Below are 26,759 nucleotides of genomic sequence, written 5' to 3'. Positions count from 1 at the left end.
GCGGGTGGATTACCTGCAGGCACCCGGCACGGCGACGCGCCGGGTTGCGTCGCGAACCCGGGTTGATCCACCATCCGTCGAAAAGGAGATGGCCATGAACTGGAAGCAAGCGATTTCCCTTGGGGTGTTGTTGACCATCACCTCGGGGGCAGGTGCCGCATCTGCGATCACCTACGACAAGGATGGCCGCTACGGCTACTCGATGAACCAGCATTCCCTTACCACCGCGATGCAGCAGTCGCTGCACTACTGCGCGCTGCAATCGCGCAATTGTGGCCAGTCTGCCAGCACGACCAGCGAAGGCTATTCGGCCATCGCGACGGGCACGGTTGCGTTGGGCTTTGCACTGGGTGAGAAGACTGCGGACGCCGCGCAGCGCAAGGCCGAAAGAATGTGCAGGGAGCGCGCCAACGACTGCACGCTTGCCTTGTTGTGGCGCGAAACCCCACCGCGTGATCTCGAGCCGCCACAGCGTCCTGCTGCCGCCGCTCCGGCACCTGCAACGACGCCTGCTGCAGTACCTGCCATCCGTAGCGATCACTAAGGACAGGCAGCCCCGCGCAGGCTGCACCTTCGAACACCGGACAAAGAAAAACGCCTGCAGATCGAGGATCTGCAGGCGCTTCTTTGTATCTGGCGGAGTGAGAGGGATTCGAACCCTCGATAGAGCTTTTGACCCTATACTCCCTTAGCAGGGGAGCCCCTTCGGCCACTCGGGCATCACTCCGGGGTATTCACCGCGTCTGGTGCGTTGCACCTCAGCGGGGCGTGAATCATAACGTTAATCGAGTGCGAAGGTAAAGCGTTATTCGGCAGAATTTTCGCTACCGGCGCCACCGGCTTCGTCACCGCGCTGGATGCGCTGATAGATCTCTTCGCGATGCACAGCGACGTCCTTCGGCGCGGTGATGCCGATACGCACCTGGTTACCCTTGACGCCAAGCACGGTGACGCTCACCGAGTCACCGATCATCAGGGTTTCGCCGACGCGGCGAGTCAGGATCAACATTTTTGCAAGTCTCCATGGAACCGTGTGGAAGGGTATCCCCCACCGGCTTGACGCTCCGTCAAGAAGCGCTACCACGACAAAGGGAAAAGATTCGCAATGGTACCGTCAGCCGTCCCGCTCCTACAAGGAGGGGGACGGCCGGGTTCATCACAGGCGGGGGCTGACCCATTCGACAACTGCAGCCAGCGCAGTGGCAAGGGCGGGCCCGTCCTCGCCACCACCCTGGGCGAGGTCCGGGCGTCCGCCGCCCTTGCCCCCGATCTGACCGGCGATATGGGACAACAGTTCCCCGGCCTTGACCTTGCCCATTGCGCTGCCGTTCACACCCGCAACCAGGGCCGCCTTGCCGTCCTGGGCGCCGGCCAGCACGATCACCGCGTCACCCAGCTGCTGCTTCAGGCGGTCCATGGCGTCACGCAGGGCCTTGGCGTCGAAGCCTTCCAGGCGGGCGGCCAGCACCTTCACGCCGGCGACCTCGACGGCCTGGCCGGACAGGTCGGCGGTGGCACCGGCGGCGACCTTGGCCTTCACGGCTTCCAGCTCGCGCTCCAGCTGCTTCTGGCGCTGGCCGAGCGCGCGGATCTTCTCGACCACGTCACCGGCGCTGCCACCGAGCAGCTCGGCGGCTTCAGCCAGGCGTGCCTCTTCGGCGTCCACGTAGTCCAGGGCGCCCTGGCCGGTGACCGCCTCGATGCGGCGCACGCCGGCGGAGACACCGCCCTCGGAGGTGATCTTGAACAGGCCGATATCGCCGGTACGGTTGACGTGGGTACCACCACACAGCTCGGTGGAATAGTCACCCATCTTCAGCACGCGCACGTGCTCACCGTACTTCTCGCCGAACAGGGCCATCGCGCCGAAGTCCAGCGCCTCCTGCATGGCCATGGTGTGCACTTCGGCGGCATTGTTGGCGCGCACCTGCTGGTTGACCTTGCGCTCGATCACCGCCAGCTCATCAGCGCTGATCGGCTGGAAGTGCGAGAAGTCGAAACGCAGGCGGTCCGGCGCGACCAGCGAGCCCTTCTGCTGCACATGGGTGCCCAGCACTTCGCGCAGGGCGGCGTGCAGCAGGTGGGTCGCCGAGTGGTTGAGGATGGTGGCGCCGCGACGCTCGCCGTCAACCTGGCCGGACAGCACGTCGCCAACCTTCAGGCCACCTTCGGACAGCGTGCCGACGTGGCCATGGAACTGGCCAGCGAACTTCTGGGTGTCTTCCACCGCCAGGCGCACGCCGTTGCCGGTCAGCACGCCGGTGTCGCCGACCTGGCCGCCGGATTCGGCGTAGAACGGAGTCTGGTTGGTGATGACGATGACCGCATCACCGGCATCGGCCGACTGCACCGGACGACCGTCCTTGAGCAGCGCCAGCACGGTCAGGCCATCGGCCTGCAGGCGGTCATAGCCCAGGAACGCGGTCGGGCTGAGGGTGGCTACCAGCTCCGCCGGCAGGGTCACGCCGCCGCCGAACTTGCCGGCCGCACGCGCGGTCTCGCGCTGCTGCTCCATCGCGGCATCGAAGCCGGCGATGTCGACGGTCAGGTCACGCTCGCGGGCGATGTCCTGGGTCAGGTCGAGCGGGAAACCGTAGGTGTCGTACAGGCGGAAGGCGTCAACGCCCGGGATCACGCCATTGCTGGCTTTGCCAGCCACGTCCTCGAAGATCTTCATGCCGGCGTCGAGGGTTTCAGCGAAACGCTCTTCCTCGGCCTGCAGCGCACGGGTAACGGTGTCCACCGCCGCCGGCAGTTCCGGATAGGCCTCGCCCATCTGTTCGACCAGGGTCGGCACCAGCTTGCTGAAGAACGGCTGGCGCACGCCCAGCATCCAGCCATGGCGCAGGGCGCGGCGGATGATACGGCGCAGCACGTAGCCGCGGCCTTCATTGGAGGGCAGCACGCCGTCGACGATCAGGAACGAACAGGCGCGGATGTGATCGGCGATCACGCGCAGCGACTTGTTCTCCAGGTCGGCGGTGCCGGTCAGCTCCGACGCCTTGCGGATCAGCGCCTGGAACAGGTCGATCTCATAGTTGGTATGCACGTGCTGCAGGATCGCCGCCAGGCGCTCCAGGCCCATGCCGGTATCCACGCACGGTGCCGGCAGCGGCACCAGGGTGCCGTCGGGCTGGCGGTCGAACTGCATGAACACCAGGTTCCAGATTTCGATGAAGCGGTCGCCGTCCTCATCCGGGGAGCCCGGGGGGCCGCCGGCGATATGGTTGCCGTGGTCGTAGAAGATCTCGGTGCACGGGCCACACGGACCCGTGTCGGCCATCTGCCAGAAGTTGTCCGAGGCGAACGGCGCGCCCTTGTTGTCACCGATGCGCACGATGCGCTCTTCCGGAATGCCGACCATGTCGCGCCACAGCGCGTAAGCCTCGTCGTCGGTCTGGTAGACGGTGACCAGCAGGCGCTCGGCCGGCAGCTTCCAGACCTGGGTCAGCAGCTCCCAGGCCCAGGCAATCGCGTCCTTCTTGAAGTAGTCGCCGAACGACCAGTTGCCCAGCATTTCGAAGAAGGTGTGGTGGCGTGCGGTGTAACCCACCTGGTCGAGGTCGTTGTGCTTGCCGCCCGCCCGCAGGCAGCGCTGGACGTCGGCCGCGCGCACGTAGCTGCGCTTCTCCGCGCCAAGGAACACGTCCTTGAACTGCACCATGCCGGAGTTGGTGAACAGCAGGGTCGGATCGTTGCCCGGCACCAGCGGCGCCGACGGCACGATGGTGTGGCCTTTGCCCTTGAAGAATTCAAGGAAATCGCTGCGGATCTGGGAGGTCGTGAATTTGGCGGATGCGTTCATTGAGGGCTGGCAGTCTGCGGGCCGGCGGACCCGGACCACCGGCCACATTGGCCAGGGTCGCAAGGGACCGCCGAAAACCTAAAGGGTATCAGGCCCGGCGCCGCCAGTCTCAGTCATCCGGGTCGTAGCGGGTCGCGCGGCGGATGCTGTCGCCGTCAAAGCCACGTCTGGCCAACAGATCGGCGGCCTTGCGCCGCTGCGTCAGGTCCTGCGGGCCAGCCTCGCCGAAGCGGCGGCGGACCAGGTCACGGGCGTTTTCCTGCCAGTCGCCCTCATAGCTGTCCATCGCCGCCGCAATCGCAGCACTGTCCAGCCCATGGGTGCCCAGCTCGGCGCGGACATGGATCGGCCCGTAGCCGGTGTTGGCGCGCATCCGCACCAGGTTCTCGGCAAAACGGCTGTCGTCCTGCCAGCCCGCCTCGGTCAGCTTGGCCACGGCAGCCTGCGCGGCTTCGTCTTCGATGCCACGGGCGGTCAGCTTGCGGGTCAGCTCCCTGCGCGAATGCTCACGGCGGACCAGCAGGCCCAGCGCGCGTTGCACGGGCGTCTGCTCACGTGGCCGGCGCTTGCGGCCGGTGGGAATATCGTCGGAGTCGGACATCGGTGCTCCAAGGGTGGCGCCGTCCGTGGCGCCCTGCCCATCCCTGGGCGATTCGAACCTGCGAGGCAGGGCGACGTCACTGACGGCGCCGCCCTGCCCCACAGCAAGCCTTACTCGTCGTCGCCGTCGTCGTCGCCTTCCTCGCGGGCGGCTTCAGTCGGCTGGAACTTCTCGCGCAGCTCGGCTTCGAGCTTGGCGGCGACGGTCGGGTTGTCACGCAGGTAACCGCGGGCGTTGTCCTTGCCCTGGCCGATGCGTTCCTCACCGTAGCTGTACCAGGCGCCGGCCTTCTCGACCAACTTGGCCTCCACGCCCATGTCGATCAGTTCGCCTTCGCGGCTGATGCCCTCGCCGTACAGGATCTCGGTGATGACCTGCTTGAACGGCGGTGCCAGCTTGTTCTTGACGACCTTGATCTTGGTCTGGTTGCCGATGATCTCGTCGCCCTTCTTGATCGCGCCGATGCGGCGGATGTCCAGGCGGACCGAGGCATAGAACTTCAGTGCGTTGCCGCCGGTGGTGGTTTCCGGGCTCTGGCCCGGCATCATCACGCCGATCTTCATGCGCAGCTGGTTGATGAAGATCACCAGCGTGTTGGAGCGCTTGATGTTGCCGGTCAGCTTGCGCAGCGCCTGGCTCATCAGGCGGGCCTGCAGGCCCGGCAGCTGGTCGCCCATCTCGCCTTCGATTTCGGCCTTCGGGGTCAGCGCGGCGACCGAGTCGATCACCAGGATGTCCACCGAGCCCGAACGGACCAGCATGTCGGCGATTTCCAGCGCCTGCTCACCGGTATCCGGCTGCGACAGCAGCAGGTCATCCACGTTCACGCCCAGCTTGCCGGCGTAGATCGGGTCCAGTGCATGCTCGGCGTCGATGAAGGCCGCCGTGCCGCCCAGCTTCTGGCATTCGGCGATGGCCTGCAGGGTCAGAGTGGTCTTGCCCGAGGATTCCGGCCCGTAGATCTCAACGACACGGCCCTTCGGCAGGCCGCCAATGCCCAGTGCGATGTCGAGCATCAGCGAGCCGGTCGGGATGGCTTCGACGGGCTCGACCACGCGGTCGCCCATGCGCATCACCGAGCCCTTGCCGAACTGCTTCTCGATCTGGCCCAGAGCTGCAGCGAGGGCGCGCTTCTTGTTCTCGTCCATCGGTTGGGTCCTTGCAGAGGTGATGTCGTTGGAGGTGCTGTCTTTGGGGGTCTTCTTTGCCATGGGCTCACTTTAAGTCGGACGTATCGCACAGGCTGAGATTCTGCCCGGCGCTCTGAAAAGAATTATCGGACATCCGTACCAACCTCAGTGGAACCAGAGAATCGCCACAAAAGACCGCGGGGAAATGCAATGCGGAACGGGTCAACGGTTGGGGCGCAGCAGGCCGCAATAGAGGCCTTCGATCGCAAAGTCCTGATCCGGCAGCACTTCAATCGGCCTGTAATCGGGGTTGCGCGGCAGCAGGCGGATGCGGTCCTTGGCGATCTTCAGCAGCTTGACCGTGATCTCGTCATCGATGCGGGCTACCACGATCTGCCCGGAATGGGCGTCACGGGTACGGTGCACGCCGATCAGGTCACCGTCGAAGATGCCCTCGTCGATCATCGAATCGCCCTGCACCTTCAGCAGGTAGTCCGGCGCCGGCGAGAAAAACACCCGGTCCAGCACCACGAAATCGTCCGAGCCGATATCGGCACCGATCGGCAGGCCGGCCGCCACCCGACCCAGCACCGGCAGCCGCAGCACGCTGTCGGGCAGGCCCGGCTCGGCCAGCTTCTCGACCGGCGGGGCCTGCACCAGGCGGATGCCACGGGCCTGGCCCGGGATGCGACGGATCGCACCGGCCTGCTCCAGGGCTTCCAGGTGGTACTGGGCTGCGCGCACGCCCTTGAAGCCGAACGCACGTGCGATTTCAGTCTGCGACGGCGGTGCGCCTTCGCTCTCGATACGCTCGGCGATCAACTGCAGGATCGCCTGCTGGGTGTCGGTCAGGTCCATGGTTAGTAGTATTACTACTAACGCTCAGGTCTGCAAGTGCCGGGTGCGACACGGGGTGACGCCTACCTGCGGGGCCGAGGCGTGGTCGGCAATCGTCGCCGGGCATGGCCCGGCTGGCAAAGGCACAAGCAAGTGCAGCCGACTAACAGTCGGCTCTACAGGAATCGCTGCGCGATTCCGCGGTTCCGGCGGGAACCGCTGCGGTAAACACACTCACGTGTGTTTACCGCTTCTCCATATCGAAAACAGGATCCAGACGCCGCAGAAACCGGCGCCGATGAAGCCGCACACGCCCAGCGCCAGCAGCCAGCGGCTGGAGACGCCGCCCACGCTGTGCATCACGATCGACGAGCCGATGATCAGGGCGGCGGTGACGATGCCCATCACCAGCCGGTTCGCCGCGCGGTTCACCTGTTCGCCGAAACCCTGCAATGCCGTGGTTTCTACCTTCAGCTGGAGGCGGCCACGGCGGGCGGCCTGCACCAGCTTGCGCAGGTCGCGCGGCAGTTCGCCGGCAAAATCCACCAGCCCCAGCAAGCTGCGCCGGCCGCGCTTGAGCAGCGCCTTTGGCGCATAGCGCTGCAACACCACCCGCTCCAGGAATGGGCGCGCGGCGCTGGCCATGTCGAAATCCGGATCCAGCTGGCGGCCCATGCCTTCCAGGGTCAGGAACGCCTTGATCATCAGCGCCAGGTCGGCCGGCAGGGTCAGGCTGTAGCTGCGCAGCAACTGGGTGATGTCGCCCAGCATCAGCCCGATGCGCAGGTCCTTCAACGGCACACCGCGGTACTGGTCGACGAACTGGCTGATGTCATGCTGCAGCCGGTTCTCATCCACCTCCACCCCACCGGCCCAGTCCAGCAGCACGTCGGCCACGCTCTGCGGGTCCTGCTCGACCAGCCCGTGCAGCAACTGTGCGACCTGGAAGCGACGCACTTCCGACAGCGCGCCGACCATGCCGAAATCGATCACGCCGATGCGCCCGTCGCGCAGGTAGATGATGTTGCCGGGGTGCGGGTCGGCGTGGAAGCTGCCGTCCTCCAGCACCATCTTCAACACGATGTCGGCGCCGCGCCGTGCCAGTTCGCGCCGGTCCAGGCCAGCCGCGTCGACACCCGCCAGGTCCCGTCCGGGAATCCCGTCAACGAAGTCCTGCACGTTCAGGCTCTCGCAGGTCCACTGCCAGTGCACGCTGGGAATCAGGATGTCGCCGCGGCCCTTGAAATTGCGCGCGATGCGCTCGGCGTTGCGGCATTCGGCGGCGAAATCCAGCTCGCGGCGCAGTGACACGGTGAACTGCTGCACCACCTCGGCCGGACGATAGCGGCGCAGGTCCGACAGGCGGGCTTCGACGATCTCGGCCAGGCGTGCCAGCAGCCGCAGGTCGGCCTCGACCACATCGCGGATGCCGGGGCGACGCACCTTCAACACCACCTCGCGACCGTCATGCAGGCGCGCACGATGGGCCTGCGCCAGCGAGGCGGCGGCCATCGGGGTTTCATCAAGGAAAGCGAATACCTCCGTGGGCGACGCGCCAAGGTCGGCCTCGAGCTGCTCGCGGATGTCCGCGTACGGCAACGCCGGCACTGCGTTCTGCAGTTCGGAGAGCTCGGCGATCCATTCCGGAGGCAGCAGGTCGACACGGGTCGCCAGCACCTGGCCGAGCTTGACGAAGGTCGGGCCGAGATCCTGCATCGCGCTGCGCACGCGCACCGGCGCGGTCATCCGCAGCAGTTCCTGCCGCTCCTCGTTCCAGTGCAGCAGGCGCCCTGCCCGTTCAAGCGTCGTGGCCAGGCCGATGCGCCGCACCACGTCGCCGAAGCCATAACGGATCAGGACGACGGCAATTTCCTGCAGTCGGCCCAGGTCACGGACTGTGCCCAGCGTTTCCCACATCATGCGTGCTCCGGACGATTACCGGAGCAGCATGTCACAGCTGGGCGTCGATACCGCGCAATGCCGCCGCCACGGTCTGCCGGCGGATGGCTTCGCGGTCACCCCCGAACTGGAACAGCTCGGCGCGGGCGTAACCGCCACGGCGCTTCCAGCCGATCCAGACGCTGCCGACCGGCTTGTCCGGGCTGCCGCCGCCGGGGCCGGCGATCCCGGTCACCGCCACCGCAATGCCGGCACCGGAATTGACCAGGGCACCGGAAACCATTTCCAGCACCGTCTCGCGGCTGACCGCACCGAACTGCTCCAGGGTCTGCGCGCGCACGCCCAGCAGGCGCTGCTTGGCTTCATAGCTGTAGACCACCATGCCGCAGTCGAAGAACGCCGACGACCCGGCGATATCGGTCATGCACTTGGCGATCCAGCCACCGCTGCAGCTTTCAGCGGTCACCAGCTGCAGCGAGGCCTGCTGCAGGCGCTGCCCTAGCGCGGCGGACTGGGCGTTGAGATCGGCGTCGGTGGGGATGGACATCGGCATGACGGTGGGGTGAAGAACCTGCACGTTGTACCGCAGATGACAGGTTGATGTCGCGGGCCGGCGGCACGGTTGCGCTGCCGGCCAGCGGCCGGCACTACCGGGCCTTGGTCGCTACCTCACCACTCCGGCAGCTTTTCCGGCAACAGCGCGCGGATCGGCGCGCCGTCGGCACTGGCAGCCAGCTTCTCGGCTTCGGCGATCGGCAGGTCCACCTGCAGCAGCCAGCCCTCTTCATCGGCCTGCTCGCTGCGGATCACTTCCAGCTGATGCAGGCGCGCGCGCAGGCGTCCGGCGTCCGGCGGCAGGCGCAGTTCACCGGTCACGTGCTGCAGGCCCAGGCGCTTGCCCAGCACTGCCTGCAGCAGGTCCAGGCCCCGCCCGTCACGCGCGGAAATCCATACCCGCTCGCGTCGCGATTCATCAGGAATACCGTCCTGGCCATCGTGACGGACGTCGGCACCGTCGATGCGGTCGATCTTGTTGAACACCAGCAGCTGCGGCAGATCACCAGCACCTACCGCGGTCAGCACCTCGTCGACCTGGGCGATGCGCTCCTCGCGATGCGGATCGGCGGCGTCGACCACATGCAACAGGAAATCCGCTTCGCGCGCCTCAGACAGGGTCGAGCGGAACGCGGCAACCAGGTCGTGCGGCAGATCGCGGACAAAGCCAACGGTATCGGCCAGCACCACGCTGCCACCCGGGACCGCAATGCGGCGCACGGTCGGGTCCAGCGTGGCAAACAGCTGGTCGGCGGCGTAGGCCTCGGCGCCGGTCATGGCGTTGAACAGGGTCGACTTGCCGGCGTTGGTGTAGCCCACCAGGGCCACGCGCGGCAGTTCGCTGCGCACGCGCGCACGGCGCATCTGGGTGCGCTGCACTTCCACCTTCTCCAGGCGCTTCTGCAGCTGCTCCACCCGCTTCTGCAACAGGCGGCGGTCGGTTTCCAGCTGGGTTTCACCCGGGCCACGCAGGCCGATCGAGCCGCCGCGCTGGCGCTCAAGGTGGGTCCAGCCGCGCACCAGCCGCGTGGCCAGGTGACGCAGCTGCGCCAGCTCGACCTGCAGCTTGCCTTCGTGGCTGTGCGCACGCTGCGCAAAGATGTCCAGGATCAGGCCGGTCCGGTCGATCACCCGGCGCTCGAGGAAGCGTTCCAGGTTGCGCTCCTGGCCCGGGCTCAACGCATGGTTGACCAGGATCAGGTCGGCGCCGCTGGCATCGGCCGCCGCCTTGATCTCGTCCAGCTTGCCGCTGCCGATCAGGGTCGACGGATTGGGACGGTCCAGACGCGCGGTGATCGTCGCGGCGATGCTGGCCCCAGCCGAGCGGGCCAGATCACCGAACTCTTCCAGCACATCATCTTCCAGCTTGCCGAAATGCGGCTGGATCAACAGGGCGTGTTCGCCCTTTTTCGAGCGGTCAAACATTCACCGCTCCGGTATTACTCGTCTGCTTCATCACCTGCCTGACCACCTTCACCCGATTGCACGTAACCACCGCCCGGACCGACCTTCACATTGCGTGCCGGGACGACCGTGGAAATGGCGTGCTTGTAGACCATCTGGCTGACCGTGTTGCGCAGCAGGACCACGAACTGGTCGAACGACTCGATCGTGCCCTGCAGCTTGATGCCGTTCACCAGGTACACCGAAACCGGCACGCGTTCGCGCCGCAGTGCATTCAAGAAAGGATCCTGCAGCGATTGCCCCTTGGACATTGCACACTCCTGATTATTGTTCTTATTGGGTTGCCGACGGTTGCCACGGCCCCCGAGCCGCCCGCCGTCCAATGATGTTACACGGCTGGCGGGGGTTCAGCGTGCGACGAAGGTCGACACCGCGCCGGCCAGGCGCTCGTTGTCGATATGGGGGTCGAACCAGCGCGCATCAAGTTCGCCACGCAGCCAGGTCAGCTGGCGCTTGGCCAGCTGGCGGGTGGCGAAGATCGCCTTGTCACGGAAACGGGCGGCATCCCCCTCCCCGTCCAGGTATTCCCAGGCCTGGCGGTAGCCGACTGCACGTACCGCAGGCAGGTCCAGGGGCGCCTGCACCCTGGCCATTTCCGGCATCGCGCGCAGTGCCCGCACCTCGTCGAGGAAGCCCTGTGCCAGCATGAGATCGAAGCGGGCCTCGATGCGCTGGTGCAGTACCGCGCGGTCGCGCGGGGCCAGGATCAGCTTGAGGGTGCGCACCGGCAACGGCGCCACGCCCGGCCGGCGCTGCCATTCCGAGATGGGGGTACCGGTCAGGCGATAGACCTCCAGCGCCCGCTGGATGCGTTGCGGGTCGGTGGCATGGATGCGGGCAGCCGCGGCCGGATCGACCTTGGCCAGCTCGGCATGCAGCGCCGCCCAGCCACGCTCGGCCGCTTCGGCACTGAGCATTTCGCGCATTGCCGGGTCGGCTTCGGGCATCGGCGACAAGCCCTGCAGCAGGGCGCGGAAGTACAGGCCGGTGCCACCAGCCAGGATCGGCGTTTTGCCGCGCCCCACGATATCGGCCACGACACGGCCGGCATCGGCGGCAAACTCGGCCGCCGAATAGGTCTGCCAGGGCTCGCGCAGGTCCAGCAGGTGATGCGGGGCCTGCGCGCGTTCGGCGGCATCGGGCTTGGCCGAACCGATGTCCAGGTGCCGGTACACCAGCGCCGAATCGACACTGACGATCTCGCCATCCAGCTGCTGTGCCAGGGCAATGGCCGTGGCCGTCTTGCCACTGGCCGTCGGCCCCATCACGGCGATCGCCAATGGCCGCCGGTCGATGCCCATCAGTCTTCGTCCGGCCAGCGGAGGGTCGGCGTGGCGTCGGCGCGCGGTGCCGGCACGGCATCGACCGCCTGCCAGATCTTCAGCGCATCGACAGTGGCGGCCACGTCATGCACGCGCACGATGCGCGCGCCGCGCTGCACCGCGATCAGGTGCGCAGCCACCGAAGCCGCCACCCGTTCCGACGGTGTGTCGCGACCGGTCAGTTCACCGAGACTGCGCTTGCGCGACAGCCCGGCCAGCATCGGCACACCCAGTTCCAGGAAGCGCTCCGAGCGCGCCAGCAGGGTCATGTTGTGCGCGGTGGTCTTGCCGAAACCGAAGCCGAGATCGACCAGCAGGTTCTTCTTGGGAATGCCGGCCATTTCCGCAGCGAACAGGCGCTGCACGAGGAACCCGTGCACCGCGGCAACGACGTCGTCGTAGTGCGGATCAGCCTGCATGTGGCCGGGTTCGCCCTGCATGTGCATCAACACCACCGGCACGCCGGCTTCAGCGGCGGCGTCCAGCGCACCCTCCTGGCGCAGGCCGAAGATGTCATTGATCATGCCGGCACCGGCGGCCACCGCCGCGCGCATCACCTCCGGCTTGAAGGTGTCGATGCTGATCGGCACCGCAGTGCGGGCGGCCAGCTGTTCAACCACAGGAATCACCCGGCGCAGCTCTTCCTCGATCGATACCGGGGCAGCACCCGGGCGGGTGGACTCACCGCCGACGTCGAGCAGATCGGCGCCCTCCTCGACCAGCTTCAGGCCATGTGCGACCGCGGCCTCGGTGGTGTCGTGCGCGCCGCCATCGGAGAACGAGTCCGGGGTGACGTTGACGATGCCCATGACCCGGGCACGGTCGAGGCGCAGGATGCGGCCGGCGCAATCGAGCTGGGGCGAGGTATCGAACATGGGCAATCCTGCAGGGACAACGGCGGTTAGTTTAGTTCGGCAGGGCGGCGCCCTGCACCCGCAGAGGCCAGAGCGACAGCAACAGCCGGAGCAACAGCAGGTCTACTGAGGAATGGCGGGGTGGGTCCGGTTGCGGGGGTCGCTGCAAGTACGTCCATGTAAGCTCGGTCGCCGCATCCATGCGGCTCACGCCCCCGCAACCGGACCCACCCCGCCTTCGACAGATTTCCGCGATCTGCCCGCGCTTCTGTAGAGCCGAGCCATGCTCGGCTCAAATCTCACAGATATCGAGATACTCGATTTAGATGGAAAGTCATCCACGCATCGCGTGGATCTACCGTGTCGACCAAGGTCGACACCCACCAACAGCGACCGGAATCGGTCAGAGGTGGGGCGGTGTCGGAGTGCGGGGTGTCCGCGGCATGGATGCCGCCATCGAGCCCCCAGGGGTGAGGGCGCTTTGCTTGCGAAGCACTGCTTCGCAAGCGCCCGAACGCACAGCCGCCAGCGGCTGGGCCGGTCTGGGGATTTTCGGCGTGTCCTGCCAACCCACACCGCCCCGCCATCCCACGGAATGCCGCTGTTGCTGTGCTGTTGCCGCTGAGGTTGCCGGCCAGCGGCCGGCACTACCACGGGTGCAGGGCGCAGCCCTGCCGGTACCCCTCAACGGCGGCGGCGCTTGCGGTCCACGTACAGGGTCTTGGCGATGCTCAGCACGATACCGACCGCGATACCCACCACGCAGCCCAGCAGCAGGTTGTCGGCACCCAGGCCTACCCCCACGCCCACCACGGTGGCGATGACCATCTCGACGGTGTGGGAAATCGGTTCGGGCTTCGGGGCGGACATGCGGGCTCCAGCGTCAGTTCGGTGCTTCGGAAGGGGCCAATGGCCCGGAAACGACGAAGCCGGGTTGCCCCGGCCTCGTCTGGTGTCACGTGCAGCGGGCCGTCAGTGCGATTCGGCCGGGCCTGCGATCGGCGGCAGCGGGCGGGCGTCACCGCCCTTGTCGTTGCCACCATCCTTGTTCGACTTGTTCCAGCCGGCCGGCGGCGGCGGATCGCGACCTTCCATGATGGCGTCGATCTGCGGCGCGTCGATGGTCTCGTACTGCAGCAGCAGCTGCGACATGGCGTGCAGCTTGTCCAGGTTGGCCGTCATCAGCTCGGTGGTGCGTGCGTAGGCCTCATCGAGGATGTTGCGCACTTCTTCGTCGATGCGGCGCGCGGTGTCGTTGGACACGCTCTTGTGCTGGGTGACCGAGCGGCCCAGGAACACCTCGTCGTCCTCTTCACCATAGGCGATCGGACCGAGCTGGTCGGACAGGCCCCACTTGGTGACCATGTTGCGGGCCATCTTGGTGGCGCGCTCGATATCGTTGGAGGCGCCCGTGGTGACCTTGTCGGCACCGAAGATCAGTTCCTCGGCAACGCGGCCACCGTACAGCGAGCACAGCTGCGACTTGATCGCCACGCGGTTCATCGAGTACTTGTCGCCTTCCGGCAGGTACATGGTCACGCCCAGCGCGCGACCGCGCGGAATGATGGTGACCTTGTAGACCGGGTCATGCTCGGGCACCAGGCGGCCGACGATGGCGTGGCCCGCTTCGTGGTAGGCGGTGAGGGTCTTCTCCTCCTCGCTCATGGCCATCGAGCGGCGCTCGGCACCCATCAGGATCTTGTCGCGGGCACGGTCGAAGTGGTCCATGCGGACTTCCTTCTCGTTGCCACGCGCGGCGAACAGCGCCGCCTCGTTGCAGAGGTTGGCCAGATCGGCACCGGAGAAGCCCGGGGTACCGCGCGCGATCACCATCGGCTCGACGTCGTCGGCCAGCGGCAGCTTGCGCATGTGAACCTTCAGGATGTGCTCGCGGCCCTTCACGTCCGGCAGGCCCACCACGACCTGGCGGTCGAAACGGCCCGGACGCAGCAACGCCGGGTCCAGCACGTCCGGGCGGTTGGTCGCGGCGATCACGATCACACCCTCGCCACCCTCGAAGCCGTCCATCTCGACCAGCAGCTGGTTCAGGGTCTGCTCGCGCTCGTCATGACCGCCGCCCAGGCCGGCACCACGGTGGCGACCGACGGCGTCGATTTCGTCGATGAAGATGATGCATGGGGCGTGCTTCTTGGCCTGCTCGAACATGTCGCGCACGCGGCTGGCGCCGACGCCGACGAACATTTCCACGAAGTCCGAACCGGAGATCGAGAAGAACGGCACCTTGGCTTCGCCGGCGATGGCCTTGGCCAGCAGCGTCTTGCCGGTACCCGGCGGGCCCACCATCAGCACGCCGCGCGGAATCTTGCCGCCCAGCTTGGTGAACTTGGACGGGTCGCGCAGGAAGTCGACCAGCTCGCCCACTTCTTCCTTGGCCTCGTCGCAGCCAGCGACGTCGGCGAAGGTGACCTTGATCTGGTCTTCGCCCTGCAGCTTGGCGCGCGACTTGCCGAAGGACATCGCGCCCTTGGCACCGCCGCCACCGCCCTGCATCTGGCGCATGATGAACAACCAGAAGCCGATGATCAGGATGACCGGCAGGAAGTTCATCAGGATCGCGCCCAGGGAGATGCCGCTGGACGGCTCTTCCTGCACGATCTCCACGTTCTTGGTGCGCAGCACGTTGATCAGGTCACGATCGAACGGTGCGGTGATGGTGGACGACTGCCCACCGCGGGTGGTGTAGGTCAGCTGGCTGGTGCCGCCGCGCATGTCGCCGCCGAAGGCGACCTTCTGCACGTTGCCGCTGTCCACCTGGTCCAGGAACTGCGAGTACGACGCACCCTGCGCCCCGGCCCCGGAGGTCTTGGGCGAGAAGCTCTGGAAGACCACCATCAGCACGACGGCGACGACCACCCATAGCAGGAGGTTCTTGGTCAAGTCGTTCATCCTCATTGGCTCCGGTGTTCCTCTTAGTGCTGGCGTTGCGTTGGGGTCGAACTTGCGTACGTTGCGAGCTTACTTCATGTGGGCGCGTTTTCCCTGACCCAAGGCATACACCTCGGGAGAGCGCTTGCGCGAGGCTTCCGGCTTGCGGATGGAGACCTTGTCGTACCTGCGGCGCATTTCGCGCACATAGTCGTCAAAGCCTTCACCCTGGAACAGCTTGATCAGGAAGGCCCCACCGGTCTTCAGGTGGTTGTCGGCAAAATCCAGGGCCAGCTCCGCCAGGTGCATCATCCGCGGCTGGTCGACCGCGCCCACACCACTCTTATTGGGGGCCATGTCCGACAGCACAAGGTCTACCGGCTGATCCCCGAGCATGGCTTCAAACTGAGATAGGACGGCTTCTTCCCTGAAGTCACCATGAAGGAACTCCACGCCGGCCAGCGGCGGCATATCCAGGATGTCCAGCGCCAGCACGCGGCCGGTGTCGCCGATCTGTCTCCGGACCTGCTGAGACCAGCCTCCCGGGGCCGCTCCCAGGTCGACCACGACCATGTGCGGCTTCAGCAACCGGTCACGTTCGAGCAGTTCTTCGAGCTTGTAGGCGGCGCGCGAGCGCATGCCTTCGGCCTGCGCCTTCTTCACGAAGGGGTCGGAGAAGTGTTCCTTGAGCCAGCGCTGGCTGCTTTTGCTGCGGGTTGCCATTGAAAATAGGGGCTGATGGGGTCCTCATGATACCCTGATCGCCCCATTCAACCGTCTTTTCCTGCATGTCCATCGCCCTGACCGCCTCCCAGACCCGTTTCCTGCGCGGCCAAGCCCACGACCTGAAGGCCCTGCTGCAGACCGGCGGCAAGGGCGTGACCCCGGCCTTCATCGCTGAGCTGAACGAAGTGCTGGAGCGCCATGAGCTGGTCAAGGTGAAGGTCGCTGCCGAGGACCGCGACGCCCGTGACGTGATGATCGGCGAGATTGTCGCAGCCACCGAAAGCGCGCTGGTGCAGCGCATCGGCCACGTTGCCGTGCTGTACCGCCCGAGCAAGGAACAGCGCCAGATCGTGCTGCCGCGCGGCTGATCGCCCACTGCCATGCAGCTGAACCACGAACCGCCTGATTACGCCTACAGCCTGCGCGCCGCCGACGGCCGCTCGGCGCGGGTCAACGACCAGGCGCTGGGCAGCAGCTTCTTCCTGACCCCGGACCAGCTGGTCGAGCACTGGCCGGTGAAGCAGGCCGCCGAACTGCAGCTGGCCGACCTGGAGCCAATCCTGGCACTGAACCCGGCGCTGATCGTGCTTGGCACCGGCGACCGCCAGGTGTTCCCGCCGGCCGTGGTGATGGCCGCCTGCCTGTCGCGCGGCATTGGCCTGGAAGTGATGAACAATCCGGCCGCCGCACGCACCTTCAACATCCTGGCCGCCGAAGGCCGCAAGGTCGCCGCCGCCTTCATCCTGGAAGGCTGAGTTCGAGTCGCCGGGTGCGCCCCGGCGCTAGCTGCCCGAAGCTGTGCAGCGGAAGGCCGAGAACGCCTTGAGCCGGCCAATCAGGTTGCCACCCTGCCCCCAGCGGATATCCATGACCTTCCAGTCGCGGTCCTGGCGCTGCAGCAGGACCCGGTCGGTCCAGCGATAGTCGCCTACGGCCATGTCAACGCGGATCCAGGTGGCGTCACCGCTCGATGCGGGCATTCCTACGGATATCGTTTCCGGCCGATCCGGTGCCAGCAGATACGGGCTCTGGTCGAGCATGTGCGGCTTTTCGTCGCGCGCGGCCAGCGCGCTGCAGGCCCGCTCGTAAGCGCGCTGAGCATCAATCGCTGAACGCAGGGCATCGCCCAGCAGCGGCGGAATGGCCGTTTCGTTCGACGCCGGTGCCTGGATGGCGTCGTAGAGACGGGTAACCACGTCACGCGGATCGCTGGCGGCGGTCGCCAATGGCGCGACGATGAGCAGCACGAGAGCGGAAGCAAAGCGGAACATGGGGCACCGGGGCGAATGGGACCACTCAAGAATGCCGGGTATTCCATCCGTCGTGAAGGCGAGCCTGCAACACACAAGATCGCAAGTGACCGCATCTCTACGCTACCCGAGTCGAGCATGGCTCGACGCTACAAGTCAGGAAGGCCGGGCATTGCCCGGCGCTACCCGATCCAACGGCGATCAGCGTGCCGGCAGGTACTGCTGCGGGTCGACCGGCTTGCCGTTGTAGCGAATCTCGAAGTGGACCATGTCGCGGTTCGCGCCGGTGCGGCCCATCTCGGCGATCTGCTCACCCGCCTTCACGCTCTGGCCTTCATTCACCAGGCGCTTGCGGTTGTGGCCATAGGCCGACAGCCATTGGTCGCTGTGCTTGATGATGATCAGCTCGCCGTAGCCGACCAGGCCGGCGCCGGAATACACCACCACGCCATTGGCCGTGGCCTTCACCGGTTGGCCGCTGGTGCCGGCGATGTCGACGCCCTGCTTGGTCGCGTCGCCGGCCACGTAACGGCCAACGATCGCGCCATCGGCCGGCCAGCGCCAGGCGATGTTGCTCTTCACCGGACCCGCCGGTGCGGTGGTCGGCGCGGTGCTGCCGGCACTGCTGCCACCGGAACGCGGGGCGGTGACCACCGTGGTCGGCGCGCGGCCGCCACTGGCACCAGCCGGATACAGCCGGATCACCTGGCCCGGATGGATCGTCGAGGGGTTGTCCAGGCTGTTCCAGGCGATCAGGTCGGCCGGAGTGATGTCGTGGATGCGGGCCAGCGCATAGATGGTGTCACCCTTGCGCACGACCACGGTCTGCCCCGGCTTGGGCACCGAGGTCTTTGGCGTGGTCACGCCCCCGCTGCTGCCGCCGCCACCGGGGCGGACCACAGTCGCGGTGCCACAGGCGGCCAGGGTGGAAACCAGCAACGCCAGCGCGCCTATGCGCACTCCCTTGCTCAGACGATCAGGACTCATGCGAACTTCGACCTCCATACAAGCCAGGCGATCAGCACCACCACCAACGCGGTGGCGATCCAGCCCAGCGGTTCAATCCAGCGGCGCAGCGCCGCTTCGGCACGCGCGCCACCGATCCGGATGACCGCGGCCAGCACGTACACGCGCTTGCCACGACCGATCAGCATGCTCAGCAGGTACTGCGGCATCGGTACGCCGACGATACCCGATGCCCACGTGAAGACCTTCATCGGGATCGGCATGAAGCCGCCCAGCACCAGGAAGGTGAACACCGCCCACGGCGATTCGGCCATCTTTGCCTGCACGGTGGTGATGCCCTGCTCGATCGCTGGCAGCATGCCCATCGCCTCGAACAGCGGCTTGATCGCCTCGAAGGCGAAATGGCCCAGTGCATAGCCGATCAGTGCGCCGACCATCGAGCCGGCCAGGCTGAGGGTGGCAAACCACCAGCCGCGTTTGGGCTGGGCCACGCACATCGGCGCCAGCATCACCTCCGGCATCACCGGGAAGATGATCGCCTCGAAGAAACTCAACACCGTCAGGTAGGTCGGCGCGCGTTCGTGCGCCGCCCACTTCATCGCCCGCTCGTACAGCGGCCCGAAAATCTTCATGCAACCCTGCTCCGTGGATTAGTCGAGCATGCCAGACAGCAGCGGCACGAAGGTGACCGGCGCCAGCACGCGTTGTTCGATGCTGCCGTCAGCCTTGCGGTCCAGCTGTACCAGCGACTGCGCTCCGGGGCCGCCGACCGGTGCCACCAACCGGCCGCCCTCGGCCAGCTGTTCGACCAGTGCGTCAACCAGTGCCGGCGCCGCAGCAGTGACCACGATGGCATCGAACGGGCCGTGCTCGGCCCAGCCGACGCGGCCGTCGTCATGCTTGGTGCGGATGTTCATGCCCAGCGCCCGGAAGCGCTTGCGCGCCTGCCGCAGCAGGTCTCCGATGCGCTCCACGGTGTAGACCTCCAGGCCCAGCGCGCCGAGGATGGCCGCCTGGTAGCCGGAACCCGTACCGACCTCCAGCACCCGCTTCGGTGCACCCTGCAGCACCGCCTCGGTCATCCGCGCCACGACCCACGGCTGCGAAATGGTCTGCCCGTGGCCGATGGGCAGCGCGGTGTCTTCGTAGGCGCGCGAGGCCAGCGCCTCGTCGATGAACAGATGGCGCGGCACCACCCGGATCGCATTCAAGGTGGGCTCGTCGACGATGCCGGCCTCGCGCAGGCGATCGACCAGGCGATCACGCACGCGCTGCGAGGTCATGCCGATGCCGACAGCTTCCGGCTGCAATCGCAGGCGTGGACTCATGCCGGCCGGTCCAGCGCGGCACTGAGGCCGCCGACCCAGCTGGCCACCTTCTCCAGCGCCTGGTAGCGGGTCAGGTCGACCTGGATCGGGGTGATCGAGATATGCCCGGTGCGCACCGCATGGAAGTCGGTGCCGGGGCCGGAGTCCTGCTCGCGACCAGCCGGGCCGATCCAGTACACCTCGTTGCCGCGCGGGTCCTTCTGCGCGATGCAGCCTTCGGCGCGATGGCGGTTGCCGAGCCGGGTGACTTCAAAGCCCTTGACCTCGTTCCACGGCAGGTCAGGCACATTGACGTTGAGGATGGTGTCGGCCGGCAGCGGATCGGCCTTGAGCCGGGCGACGATTTCCACCGCGGCACGCGCGGCGGTCTCGAAGTGCTTCGGATCGTGGTTGCGGCTGACCAGCGAGACCGCCACTGCCGGCAGGCCGAGGAAGCGACCTTCCATTGCCGCCGAGACGGTGCCGGAATAGATCACGTCATCGCCCAGGTTGGCGGCGTTGTTGATGCCGGACACGACAATGTCGGGCTCGAACTCCAGCAGGCCGGTCAGCGCCAGGTGCACGCAGTCGGTCGGCGTACCGGCCACCGAAACGGTGTAATGGTCGATGCGCTTGAGGCGGATCGGCAGGTCCAGGGTGAGCGAGTTGCTGGCGCCGGAGCGATCGCGGTCGGGTGCGACCACCGTGACTTCGTGGCCTGCCTCGCGCAGGACCGAGGCCAGCATCCGGATGCCTGCGGCGTCGACGCCGTCGTCGTTACTGACCAGGATTCGCATCTTCGATTTAACCGCTTGATTTTCCAAGAATTCGATTCCGTCACCGTGCAGTGTGGGCGGGACCGCCGTACTCCCCTGCGGAAGCCGTCGACCCTGCAAGGGCATCGTCTATTGTGCCGCATGCGAGCCGCGGGTCCTACCCTGCCGGCAGTCAGGGCCGACATCGAACCGTCATAGGCAGACCTGCGCCGGCGGTTTACCCTGTGCGCATGTCGCACCCTGAAGACGAAGATCCGGCCGCCCTGTTCCGTGCGGCCATCGGCGAAGTGACGCCGCTGCGCAAGGATGCCGAACCGGCCCCGGCCGCGCCGCGGCCCAAGCCGCGCGCGCGCATGGCCGAACGTGACGAGGCCGAAGCGGCTGGCGAATTCGCCCGGCTGCTGCGCGACAGCTCGCCACTGGAAGCCGGCGATGTGGCCAGCTATCGGCGCGACAACCTGCCGCCGCGCTTGTTCCAGCGGCTGAAGCGTGGCCAGTATTCGGTGCAGGACGAACTGGACCTGCATGGCGCCACCGCCGCGCAGGCCGAGTCGCTGCTGCGCCAGTTCCTGCTGGAGGCGCATGCTCACGAATATGGTTGCGTACGCATCATCCACGGCAAGGGCCTGCAGTCCGATGGCGGCGCGCCGGTGCTGAAGAACCTGGTCGATCGCCATCTGCGCCTGCGCAACGATGTGCTGGCGTTCCATTCGGCACCGACCGGGCAAGGCGGTACCGGCGCGGTGCTGGTGCTGCTGGCGCGCAGATGAAAAATGGGACGGAGGGGATTAAGTCGTTTGAGGCACAAACGACTTAATCCCCTCCGCCCCCTTTTTTCGGTCAGGCCTGCGAGGCGTCTTCGACCGGGCCGAGTTCGTGCAGCACTGCGGTGGCGTAGCAGCCTGGCGGCAGTGCGAACGACAGTTCCAGCACGTCATCGGCCAGCCACACGTGCTGCAGCAACGCCGGACGCAGGCGCAGCGCGCGGCGCTCCTGTTTCAGGCGTGCGTCTTCCAGGCCGGCCCGCAGCGCTTTCGATTCCTCGTCGTCCAGCGCTGCCAATTCGAGCTCACGTGCAGCGTCGGTGCTGCGCAGCTCGCCCTCGCCCCACAGCGGTGCGCTGGGATGGATGTCGAAGCGCGCCAGGCGTTCGGCCAGTACATCGGTATAGGGCTCGGGGCCGAACACGCTGCGGCTGCCGTCCAGCATCCACACTTCGCCGTCCAGCGGCTGGTCCCAGCTGCCCTGCTCCACGCGCGCGGCCAGCACGCGGTTGAACAGTGCGGAACGGGCAGCCGACAGCAGCAGCGAACGCTGGTCCTTGCGCATGCGACGGCCACCGAACATCGCCAGGGCCGCAGGCACGTTGCCGCCGTCGCGGCCGAAGCGCTGCTCACCGAACCAGTTCGGCAGGCCGCGCTCGGCAATCTGCTGCAGGCGTTCGCTGATCGCTGCACGATCCCCCTTCACGTCGCGCAGCACCAGCTTGAAGCGGTTGCCGGCCAGTGCGCCGCGCTGCAGCTTGCGGTTGTGCCAGGTGGCGTCGAGCACTTCAATCTCATCACTGGCCAGCGCGGCGAGATCCGGCGCGATGCGTTTGGGCAGGTGCACGCTGAAGCGCTGGGTGGTGACGGCGTGGCGATCCTTCATGCCGGCATAGCTGACCGCCATTTCCGGCAGGCCAGCCCACGCCGCCAGCAGCTTGGCCACGTGCACGGTATTGGCACCGCGCTTGCGGATGTGCAGCAGCAGGTGCTCGCCTTCACCCGTGGCCTCGAAGGCCGGCAGTTCGTCGACCTGGAAATCGTCCGGCGTGGTGCGGATGCGTGCGGTGAGCAGCGGCGCACCGAACGCCAGCGGTACCGGAATCATGCCGCCACCAGCAGCACCACCGCCTGAGCAGCGATGCCCTCACCGCGGCCGGTGAAGCCGAGCTTTTCCGAGGTGGTGGCCTTGACGCTGACCGCGTCCAGCGGCAGCTGCAGCAGCCCGCCGATGCGCTCGCGCATCGCCAGCGCATGCGGTCCAACCTTGGGTCGCTCACAGATCACGGTGATGTCGGTGTTGCCGACGCGCCAGCCGCGCTCGCGCAGCAGGCTGTCGCAGTGGCGCACGAACTCACTGCTGTCGGCGCCCTTCCAGCGATCATCACTCGGGGGGAAGTGCTGGCCGATGTCACCCAGCGCCAGCGCGCCGAGCATGGCATCGCACAGGGCATGCAGGATCACGTCGCCGTCGCTGTGCGCGAGCACGCCACAGCTGTGCGGTACGTTCACGCCGCCAAGCATGATGTGATCGCCTTCACCGAAGGCATGGACGTCGTAGCCCTGGCCGATGCGGACGGGCGGGAACGGTGCGGTGCTCATGGATGCAACCCTTGCAGCAGGGCCGCGCGGGCAATCAGCCGGCGCGGCGGGAAAGTACGAATTCGAACCGGTCCAGATCGGCCGGGGTGGTGACCTTGAAGTTGTCCTCGCTGCCTTCCACAAGCAGCGGGCGCTGGCCCTGGCGCTCCATGGCCATGGCCTCGTCGGTGACCTCGACACCGGCGGCCGCAGCCTCGGACAGCGCACGGCTGAGCTGGTGGCGACGGAACAGCTGCGGGGTCAACGCACGCCACAGCCGTTCGCGCGGCTCGGTGCCATCGATGCCACCATCGTCGCCCGCGCGCTTGAGCGTGTCGCGCACCGGCGCGGCCAGGATCGCGCCGACCGGATCGGCACGACCGACTTCAAGCAGGCGACCGAGATCGGCCAGCGACAGGTTCGGACGCGCCGCGTCGTGGACCAGCACGAACTCGTCGGCGCGCACCGACTCCGGCAGCGCCTGCAACCCGGCCAGCACCGAAGCGGCACGGGTCGCGCCGCCGATGCAGGTCAGCACCGGCTTGCCCGCCCACTCGGTCCAGCCCGGCCAGTCGGCGTCGTCCTGCCCGACCACCACCATTGCCCCGGCCACGGCCGGATGCGCCAGCAGCGCGTCCAGGGTGTGGGCGAGCAGGATCTGCCCGCCCGCCTGCAGGTACTGCTTGGGTAGTGGCGCGCCAAAGCGGGTGCCTCGGCCGGCGGCCGGAACCACCACCCAGATCGCCGCGCTCACGGCACGTCCGCCGGATGTTCGGCGGCCTGGGCATTGGCACCTGCCGCAGACTGCGCCGGTGCAACCGGCGCATCTTCGACCACGCGGTAGAACTTCTCGCCGGGCTTGATCATGCCCAGCTCGCTGCGCGCGCGCTCCTCGATGGCGGACTGGCCTTCCTTGAGGTCCTTCACTTCGGCAGCAAGCGCATCGTTGCGCTGCTGCAGGCCCTCATTGTCCCGCTCCTGGTTGGCGACCTGCGCTTCGAGCATCATCACTTCACCCGAATTGCCCGGACCGAACCAGAAGCGGTACTGCAGCCAGCCCAGCAGCAGGGCCAGCACCAGCAGCATCCAGCGCCAGTCGCGCATCGGCTCAGCGCTTCAGCGAAACGAACGCGTCACGACCGGCGTAACGCGCGCCGGCACCAAGGGCTTCCTCGATGCGCAGCAGCTGGTTGTACTTGGCCACGCGATCGCTGCGGCACAGCGAGCCGGTCTTGATCTGGGTTGCGGTGGTGGCAACCGAGATGTCGGCGATGGTGGTGTCTTCGGTTTCGCCCGAACGGTGCGAGACCACGGCGGCATAGCCGGCACGGTCGGCCATGGCGATCGCTTCCAGGGTTTCGCTGAGGGTGCCGATCTGGTTGACCTTGATCAGGATCGCGTTGGCGGTGCCTGAGTCGATGCCCTCCTGGAAGATCTTCGGGTTGGTCACGAACAGGTCGTCACCGACCAGCTGCACCTTCTTGCCGATGCGATCGGTCAGCAGCTTCCAGCCGGCCCAGTCGTTCTCGGCCAGGCCATCTTCGATGGTGATGATCGGGTACTGCGCGGCCCAGTCGGCGAGGAAGTCGACGAACTGCTCGGAGGTCAGGCGCTTGTTCTCGCCAACCAGGTTGTACTTGCCGTTCTCGAAGAACTCGCTGGAGGCCACGTCCAGGCCCAGCAGCACGTCTTCACCGGCGGTGTAGCCGGCCTTGCCGATCGCTTCGAGGATGGTGTCGAGCGCTTCGACGTTGCTGCGGAAGTCCGGTGCGAAGCCGCCTTCATCGCCGACCGCCGTGCTCAGGCCGTGGCCCTTCAGCACCGACTTCAGCGAATGGAAGATCTCGGTGCCGGCACGCAGCGCTTCGGAGAACGAGGTGAAGCCCACCGGCAGCACCATGAATTCCTGGAAGTCGACGTTGTTGTCGGCATGCGCGCCGCCGTTGATGATGTTCATCATCGGCACCGGCAGCGACGGGGTCACGCCGGTCTTGGCGGCGAGGTACTGCCACAGCGCCTGCTTGTTCGAAGCGGCGGCAGCGTGCGCGGCAGCCATCGAAACACCCAGCAGCGCGTTCGCACCCAGGCGACCCTTGTTCTCGGTGCCGTCGAGGTCGATCAGGCGACGGTCGAGGCCGGCCTGGTCGGTGGCTTCAAAATCCTTCAGCGCGTTGGCAATGGCGCCGTTGACGTTGTCGACGGCCTTGCGCACGCCCTTGCCCAGGTAACGGGTCTTGTCGCCGTCACGCAGCTCGACCGCTTCCTTGGTGCCGGTCGAGGCGCCGGAGGGAACCGCGGCACGACCGAACGAACCGTCCTCCAGGATGACTTCGGCTTCCAGCGTGGGGTTGCCACGGCTGTCGAGGATTTCACGGGCGTGGATGCTGCGGATCGTACTCATGGTCGGGCCGGTTACCTGTATGGAGAGGGGGCGACAAAACGAATGCCGCGTGATTATCCCCGGCTGCCCGCCACTTGCCAAATGGCCTGATCGGCATCAGCCCCAGCTGGACCCGATCACGATCAGGACCAGCGACAGCAGCATCGCCAACAGCGCACCGGCAATGGCTGCCCAGATGGGTCCACGCTGCCATCGCCAGGCCAGCACCATCGCCACCGCACTGCCGACGAACGACAGGCCGAGCATGACCAGAGCGGCCAGAATCCAGTACTGCATGGCCCGCATGCCGTGGTTGCCGTCACCCGGCGAGCCGAAGCTGGCCGCAAAGGCCATTACACCCAGCAGCAGGGACGCCCAGGCGAGCACGGACAGCCCCAGCGCGATCAGGCCCCAGGGCCAACCGCGCGCCGACGCGCTCGTATTCATCAAAGAAGACCGTAGAACAGGGCACCCAGCCACAGCGACAGCAGGATGACCGCCAGGCCCGCCGCCACCTTGCCGCGATTCAGCCGCCAGGCCAGTACGGCGGACACGGCGCAGCCCACGGCAGCCAGCAGCTCTGCCGCCAGCAATGCCATGAAATATGCGCGCAGATTGATTGCGCTGCCGCCATCACCGGGCGGCCGCACCGACGCGGCGCCGATCAGCACCAGGCCGAACATGCCCATCGTGAACAGCACGGCCAGGCCGAGTGCGATCAAGCCCCACGGCCATTGCTTCCAGTGCCGACGGTGACGCTGGGCGTCCAGCGCCACCCACGGGTCGCGACTCACGCGAAGCGCGAGAAGCCGTGCTTCTTGGTCACCGCATCGAGCTCCATCAGGGTCTCGAGCAGGGCTTCCATCTGATCCAGCGGCCACGCATTGGGGCCATCGGACAGGGCCTTGGACGGATCCGGATGGGTCTCGGCGAACAGGCCGGAGATACCCACCGCCACTGCGGCACGGGCCAGCACCGGCACGTGCTCGCGCTGGCCGCCCGAACTGGTGCCCTGGCCGCCCGGCAGCTGCACCGAATGGGTGGCATCGAACACCACCGGGCAACCGGTGTCGCGCATCACCGCCAGCGAACGCATGTCGCTGACCAGGTTGTTGTAGCCGAAGCTGGCGCCGCGCTCGCAGACCATGATCTGCTCGTTGCCGGTGGCCTTGGCCTTTTCCACGACCGGCTTCATGTCCCACGGCGCCAGGAACTGGCCCTTCTTGATGTTGACCGGCTTGCCGGCCGAGCACACCTTGCGGATGAAGTCGGTCTGGCGGACCAGGAACGCCGGGGTCTGCAGCACGTCCACCACCGAGGCCACTTCGTCCATCGGGGTGTATTCATGGACGTCGGTCAGCACCGGCACGCCGATCTGCTTCTTCACCTCGGCCAGCACCTTCAGGCCCTCTTCCATTCCCGGGCCGCGGAAGGCGGTGCCCGAAGTGCGGTTGGCCTTGTCGAAGCTGGACTTGAAGATGAAGTTGACGCCGAGGCGGTCGGTGATCTCCTTCAGCTTGCCGGCGGTATCGAGCTGCAGCTGCATCGACTCGATCACGCAGGGGCCCGCGATCAGGAACAGGGGCTGGTCCAGCCCGACCTCGAATCCACACAGTTTCATGGCGTTTCCTTGTTGTCCGCAGCACCGGTCATGCC

The 26,759-nt window shown here is 66.7% G+C and carries 31 protein-coding genes and 1 tRNA gene; 4 read left to right on the top strand and 28 right to left on the bottom strand.

Annotation, left to right across the window (positions count from 1 at the left end; all coding sequences use genetic code 11):
• Positions 1–4: 4 nt before the first annotated feature.
• The gene (locus K5L94_RS08995; protein WP_238581865.1) at positions 5–544 is read left to right on the top strand and encodes a DUF4189 domain-containing protein; all 540 of its coding nucleotides are present in this window, start codon (positions 5–7) and stop codon (positions 542–544) included.
• A gap of 90 nt (positions 545–634) precedes the next feature.
• Here K5L94_RS08995 and K5L94_RS08990 read toward each other — a convergent pair.
• The 15 genes from K5L94_RS08990 to rlmE all read right to left on the bottom strand — a co-directional run bounded on the left by K5L94_RS08990 (position 635) and on the right by rlmE (position 16,076).
• A tRNA-Ser gene (locus K5L94_RS08990) sits at positions 635–727 on the bottom strand.
• 78 nt (positions 728–805) lie between these two features.
• Positions 806–1,009, bottom strand: coding sequence for a carbon storage regulator CsrA (gene csrA, locus K5L94_RS08985; RefSeq protein WP_006432031.1), 204 nt, complete (start codon positions 1,007–1,009; stop codon positions 806–808).
• A gap of 147 nt (positions 1,010–1,156) precedes the next feature.
• On the bottom strand, positions 1,157–3,805 hold the full coding sequence (alaS, locus tag K5L94_RS08980; protein WP_053449354.1) for an alanine--tRNA ligase: 2,649 nt from the start codon (positions 3,803–3,805) through the stop codon (positions 1,157–1,159).
• A 109-nt stretch (positions 3,806–3,914) separates the two neighbouring features.
• Positions 3,915–4,406: a recombination regulator RecX gene (gene recX, locus K5L94_RS08975; RefSeq protein WP_053449353.1), complete on the bottom strand. Its 492-nt coding sequence runs from the start codon at positions 4,404–4,406 to the stop codon at positions 3,915–3,917.
• Positions 4,407–4,516: 110 nt separating this feature from the next.
• Entirely contained in the window at positions 4,517–5,554 is a 1,038-nt protein-coding gene (gene recA, locus K5L94_RS08970) for a recombinase RecA (RefSeq protein ID WP_053449352.1), read from the bottom strand.
• A gap of 204 nt (positions 5,555–5,758) precedes the next feature.
• Entirely contained in the window at positions 5,759–6,394 is a 636-nt protein-coding gene (lexA, locus tag K5L94_RS08965; RefSeq protein ID WP_008267755.1) for a transcriptional repressor LexA, read from the bottom strand.
• Between the two features lie 213 nt (positions 6,395–6,607).
• Positions 6,608–8,290 (bottom strand): 2-polyprenylphenol 6-hydroxylase, encoded by a 1,683-nt coding sequence (gene ubiB, locus K5L94_RS08960; protein WP_053451281.1) that lies wholly within the window; start codon positions 8,288–8,290, stop codon positions 6,608–6,610.
• Positions 8,291–8,324: 34 nt separating this feature from the next.
• On the bottom strand, positions 8,325–8,819 hold the full coding sequence (locus tag K5L94_RS08955) for a CinA family protein (protein WP_053451280.1): 495 nt from the start codon (positions 8,817–8,819) through the stop codon (positions 8,325–8,327).
• A 122-nt stretch (positions 8,820–8,941) separates the two neighbouring features.
• Positions 8,942–10,252: a ribosome rescue GTPase HflX gene (hflX, locus tag K5L94_RS08950; RefSeq protein ID WP_053449351.1), complete on the bottom strand. Its 1,311-nt coding sequence runs from the start codon at positions 10,250–10,252 to the stop codon at positions 8,942–8,944.
• A 14-nt stretch (positions 10,253–10,266) separates the two neighbouring features.
• Positions 10,267–10,542 carry an RNA chaperone Hfq gene (gene hfq / locus K5L94_RS08945; protein ID WP_004152891.1) on the bottom strand — a complete coding sequence of 92 codons (276 nt, stop codon included), beginning with the start codon at positions 10,540–10,542 and terminating at the stop codon, positions 10,267–10,269.
• 96 nt (positions 10,543–10,638) lie between these two features.
• A complete protein-coding gene (gene miaA / locus K5L94_RS08940; RefSeq protein WP_053449350.1) occupies positions 10,639–11,592 on the bottom strand; it encodes a tRNA (adenosine(37)-N6)-dimethylallyltransferase MiaA in 954 nt (317 codons plus the stop codon).
• Entirely contained in the window at positions 11,592–12,488 is an 897-nt protein-coding gene (gene folP, locus K5L94_RS08935) for a dihydropteroate synthase (RefSeq protein ID WP_053449349.1), read from the bottom strand. Before folP ends, miaA begins: the two co-directional genes overlap by 1 nt.
• A 663-nt stretch (positions 12,489–13,151) precedes the next feature.
• On the bottom strand, positions 13,152–13,337 hold the full coding sequence (locus K5L94_RS08930) for a hypothetical protein (protein WP_008265807.1): 186 nt from the start codon (positions 13,335–13,337) through the stop codon (positions 13,152–13,154).
• Between the two features lie 102 nt (positions 13,338–13,439).
• A complete protein-coding gene (gene ftsH, locus K5L94_RS08925) occupies positions 13,440–15,374 on the bottom strand; it encodes an ATP-dependent zinc metalloprotease FtsH (RefSeq protein WP_014036751.1) in 1,935 nt (644 codons plus the stop codon).
• A 69-nt stretch (positions 15,375–15,443) separates the two neighbouring features.
• Positions 15,444–16,076, bottom strand: coding sequence for a 23S rRNA (uridine(2552)-2'-O)-methyltransferase RlmE (gene rlmE, locus K5L94_RS08920; RefSeq protein WP_006431652.1), 633 nt, complete (start codon positions 16,074–16,076; stop codon positions 15,444–15,446).
• Positions 16,077–16,141: 65 nt separating this feature from the next.
• Here rlmE and yhbY point away from each other — a divergent pair, with 65 nt between their 5' ends.
• Positions 16,142–16,447, top strand: coding sequence for a ribosome assembly RNA-binding protein YhbY (gene yhbY / locus K5L94_RS08915; RefSeq protein ID WP_006431650.1), 306 nt, complete (start codon positions 16,142–16,144; stop codon positions 16,445–16,447).
• 12 nt (positions 16,448–16,459) lie between these two features.
• Positions 16,460–16,834 carry an Mth938-like domain-containing protein gene (locus tag K5L94_RS08910; protein WP_053449348.1) on the top strand — a complete coding sequence of 125 codons (375 nt, stop codon included), beginning with the start codon at positions 16,460–16,462 and terminating at the stop codon, positions 16,832–16,834.
• A gap of 27 nt (positions 16,835–16,861) precedes the next feature.
• Here the strand turns inward: K5L94_RS08910 and K5L94_RS08905 are convergent, their stop codons facing one another.
• The 5 genes from K5L94_RS08905 to surE all read right to left on the bottom strand — a co-directional run bounded on the left by K5L94_RS08905 (position 16,862) and on the right by surE (position 20,399).
• Positions 16,862–17,350 carry a YqhG/Tai3 family protein gene (locus K5L94_RS08905; RefSeq protein ID WP_053449347.1) on the bottom strand — a complete coding sequence of 163 codons (489 nt, stop codon included), beginning with the start codon at positions 17,348–17,350 and terminating at the stop codon, positions 16,862–16,864.
• 180 nt (positions 17,351–17,530) lie between these two features.
• Positions 17,531–18,316, bottom strand: coding sequence for a peptidoglycan DD-metalloendopeptidase family protein (locus tag K5L94_RS08900; RefSeq protein WP_053449346.1), 786 nt, complete (start codon positions 18,314–18,316; stop codon positions 17,531–17,533).
• Positions 18,313–18,927, bottom strand: a complete 615-nt coding sequence (locus K5L94_RS08895) for a YqaA family protein (protein WP_008268526.1) — start codon at positions 18,925–18,927, stop codon at positions 18,313–18,315. The genes K5L94_RS08900 and K5L94_RS08895 overlap by 4 nt, the downstream gene beginning before the upstream one ends.
• Positions 18,928–18,945: 18 nt before the next feature.
• Positions 18,946–19,623 carry a protein-L-isoaspartate(D-aspartate) O-methyltransferase gene (locus K5L94_RS08890; protein ID WP_006431541.1) on the bottom strand — a complete coding sequence of 226 codons (678 nt, stop codon included), beginning with the start codon at positions 19,621–19,623 and terminating at the stop codon, positions 18,946–18,948.
• On the bottom strand, positions 19,620–20,399 hold the full coding sequence (gene surE / locus K5L94_RS08885) for a 5'/3'-nucleotidase SurE (protein WP_008266466.1): 780 nt from the start codon (positions 20,397–20,399) through the stop codon (positions 19,620–19,622). Before surE ends, K5L94_RS08890 begins: the two co-directional genes overlap by 4 nt.
• A 209-nt stretch (positions 20,400–20,608) precedes the next feature.
• Between surE and K5L94_RS08880 the strand changes: the two genes are divergently transcribed.
• Entirely contained in the window at positions 20,609–21,148 is a 540-nt protein-coding gene (locus K5L94_RS08880; RefSeq protein ID WP_049458012.1) for a Smr/MutS family protein, read from the top strand.
• 70 nt (positions 21,149–21,218) lie between these two features.
• On the opposite strand, the gene truD is transcribed toward K5L94_RS08880, so the two are convergent.
• The 8 genes from truD to kdsA all read right to left on the bottom strand — a co-directional run bounded on the left by truD (position 21,219) and on the right by kdsA (position 26,724).
• A complete protein-coding gene (truD, locus tag K5L94_RS08875) occupies positions 21,219–22,250 on the bottom strand; it encodes a tRNA pseudouridine(13) synthase TruD (RefSeq protein WP_053449345.1) in 1,032 nt (343 codons plus the stop codon).
• The gene (ispF, locus tag K5L94_RS08870) at positions 22,247–22,744 is read right to left on the bottom strand and encodes a 2-C-methyl-D-erythritol 2,4-cyclodiphosphate synthase (protein ID WP_014646702.1); all 498 of its coding nucleotides are present in this window, start codon (positions 22,742–22,744) and stop codon (positions 22,247–22,249) included. The genes truD and ispF overlap by 4 nt, the downstream gene beginning before the upstream one ends.
• 34 nt (positions 22,745–22,778) lie before the next feature.
• On the bottom strand, positions 22,779–23,477 hold the full coding sequence (gene ispD / locus K5L94_RS08865) for a 2-C-methyl-D-erythritol 4-phosphate cytidylyltransferase (protein WP_053449344.1): 699 nt from the start codon (positions 23,475–23,477) through the stop codon (positions 22,779–22,781).
• Positions 23,474–23,827, bottom strand: coding sequence for a cell division protein FtsB (gene ftsB / locus K5L94_RS08860; RefSeq protein WP_006431483.1), 354 nt, complete (start codon positions 23,825–23,827; stop codon positions 23,474–23,476). Before ftsB ends, ispD begins: the two co-directional genes overlap by 4 nt.
• 4 nt (positions 23,828–23,831) lie before the next feature.
• Entirely contained in the window at positions 23,832–25,124 is a 1,293-nt protein-coding gene (gene eno / locus K5L94_RS08855) for a phosphopyruvate hydratase (protein WP_053449343.1), read from the bottom strand.
• 96 nt (positions 25,125–25,220) lie between these two features.
• On the bottom strand, positions 25,221–25,550 hold the full coding sequence (locus K5L94_RS08850) for a hypothetical protein (protein WP_053449342.1): 330 nt from the start codon (positions 25,548–25,550) through the stop codon (positions 25,221–25,223).
• Positions 25,550–25,897 carry a hypothetical protein gene (locus K5L94_RS08845; RefSeq protein ID WP_053449341.1) on the bottom strand — a complete coding sequence of 116 codons (348 nt, stop codon included), beginning with the start codon at positions 25,895–25,897 and terminating at the stop codon, positions 25,550–25,552. Before K5L94_RS08845 ends, K5L94_RS08850 begins: the two co-directional genes overlap by 1 nt.
• Entirely contained in the window at positions 25,894–26,724 is an 831-nt protein-coding gene (kdsA, locus tag K5L94_RS08840) for a 3-deoxy-8-phosphooctulonate synthase (RefSeq protein WP_006431480.1), read from the bottom strand. The genes K5L94_RS08845 and kdsA overlap by 4 nt, the downstream gene beginning before the upstream one ends.
• Positions 26,725–26,759: the final 35 nt, after the last annotated feature.

The sequence above is a fragment of the Stenotrophomonas forensis genome, assembly GCF_028752115.1.
Lineage (GTDB): Bacteria > Pseudomonadota > Gammaproteobacteria > Xanthomonadales > Xanthomonadaceae > Stenotrophomonas > Stenotrophomonas forensis.
This window is presented reverse-complemented; position numbering and strand designations above follow the sequence as displayed.

Excerpts from the sequence above, each read along its gene's own strand:
- K5L94_RS08930 (WP_008265807.1), bottom strand. The coding sequence starts at position 13,337 with ATGTCCGCCCCGAAGCCCGAACCGATTTCCCACACCGTCGAGATGGTC.
- K5L94_RS08900 (WP_053449346.1), bottom strand. The coding sequence starts at position 18,316 with ATGAGTCCTGATCGTCTGAGCAAGGGAGTGCGCATAGGCGCGCTGGCG.
- K5L94_RS08955 (WP_053451280.1), bottom strand. The coding sequence starts at position 8,819 with ATGTCCATCCCCACCGACGCCGATCTCAACGCCCAGTCCGCCGCGCTA.
- hfq (WP_004152891.1), bottom strand. The coding sequence starts at position 10,542 with ATGTCCAAGGGGCAATCGCTGCAGGATCCTTTCTTGAATGCACTGCGG.
- surE (WP_008266466.1), bottom strand. The coding sequence starts at position 20,399 with ATGCGAATCCTGGTCAGTAACGACGACGGCGTCGACGCCGCAGGCATC.
- rlmE (WP_006431652.1), bottom strand. The coding sequence starts at position 16,076 with ATGGCAACCCGCAGCAAAAGCAGCCAGCGCTGGCTCAAGGAACACTTC.
- csrA (WP_006432031.1), bottom strand. The coding sequence starts at position 1,009 with ATGTTGATCCTGACTCGCCGCGTCGGCGAAACCCTGATGATCGGTGAC.
- K5L94_RS08890 (WP_006431541.1), bottom strand. The coding sequence starts at position 19,623 with ATGAGTCCACGCCTGCGATTGCAGCCGGAAGCTGTCGGCATCGGCATG.
- K5L94_RS08905 (WP_053449347.1), bottom strand. The coding sequence starts at position 17,350 with ATGTTCCGCTTTGCTTCCGCTCTCGTGCTGCTCATCGTCGCGCCATTG.
- ftsB (WP_006431483.1), bottom strand. The coding sequence starts at position 23,827 with ATGCGCGACTGGCGCTGGATGCTGCTGGTGCTGGCCCTGCTGCTGGGC.
- recA (WP_053449352.1), bottom strand. The coding sequence starts at position 5,554 with ATGGACGAGAACAAGAAGCGCGCCCTCGCTGCAGCTCTGGGCCAGATC.
- recX (WP_053449353.1), bottom strand. The coding sequence starts at position 4,406 with ATGTCCGACTCCGACGATATTCCCACCGGCCGCAAGCGCCGGCCACGT.
- ubiB (WP_053451281.1), bottom strand. The coding sequence starts at position 8,290 with ATGTGGGAAACGCTGGGCACAGTCCGTGACCTGGGCCGACTGCAGGAA.
- K5L94_RS08850 (WP_053449342.1), bottom strand. The coding sequence starts at position 25,550 with ATGAATACGAGCGCGTCGGCGCGCGGTTGGCCCTGGGGCCTGATCGCG.
- K5L94_RS08880 (WP_049458012.1), top strand. The coding sequence starts at position 20,609 with ATGTCGCACCCTGAAGACGAAGATCCGGCCGCCCTGTTCCGTGCGGCC.
- K5L94_RS08895 (WP_008268526.1), bottom strand. The coding sequence starts at position 18,927 with ATGAAGATTTTCGGGCCGCTGTACGAGCGGGCGATGAAGTGGGCGGCG.
- truD (WP_053449345.1), bottom strand. The coding sequence starts at position 22,250 with ATGATTCCGGTACCGCTGGCGTTCGGTGCGCCGCTGCTCACCGCACGC.
- miaA (WP_053449350.1), bottom strand. The coding sequence starts at position 11,592 with ATGGGCATCGACCGGCGGCCATTGGCGATCGCCGTGATGGGGCCGACG.
- K5L94_RS08910 (WP_053449348.1), top strand. The coding sequence starts at position 16,460 with ATGCAGCTGAACCACGAACCGCCTGATTACGCCTACAGCCTGCGCGCC.
- hflX (WP_053449351.1), bottom strand. The coding sequence starts at position 10,252 with ATGTTTGACCGCTCGAAAAAGGGCGAACACGCCCTGTTGATCCAGCCG.
- kdsA (WP_006431480.1), bottom strand. The coding sequence starts at position 26,724 with ATGAAACTGTGTGGATTCGAGGTCGGGCTGGACCAGCCCCTGTTCCTG.
- ftsH (WP_014036751.1), bottom strand. The coding sequence starts at position 15,374 with ATGAACGACTTGACCAAGAACCTCCTGCTATGGGTGGTCGTCGCCGTC.
- eno (WP_053449343.1), bottom strand. The coding sequence starts at position 25,124 with ATGAGTACGATCCGCAGCATCCACGCCCGTGAAATCCTCGACAGCCGT.
- folP (WP_053449349.1), bottom strand. The coding sequence starts at position 12,488 with ATGTTCGATACCTCGCCCCAGCTCGATTGCGCCGGCCGCATCCTGCGC.
- lexA (WP_008267755.1), bottom strand. The coding sequence starts at position 6,394 with ATGGACCTGACCGACACCCAGCAGGCGATCCTGCAGTTGATCGCCGAG.
- ispF (WP_014646702.1), bottom strand. The coding sequence starts at position 22,744 with ATGAGCACCGCACCGTTCCCGCCCGTCCGCATCGGCCAGGGCTACGAC.
- yhbY (WP_006431650.1), top strand. The coding sequence starts at position 16,142 with ATGTCCATCGCCCTGACCGCCTCCCAGACCCGTTTCCTGCGCGGCCAA.
- alaS (WP_053449354.1), bottom strand. The coding sequence starts at position 3,805 with ATGAACGCATCCGCCAAATTCACGACCTCCCAGATCCGCAGCGATTTC.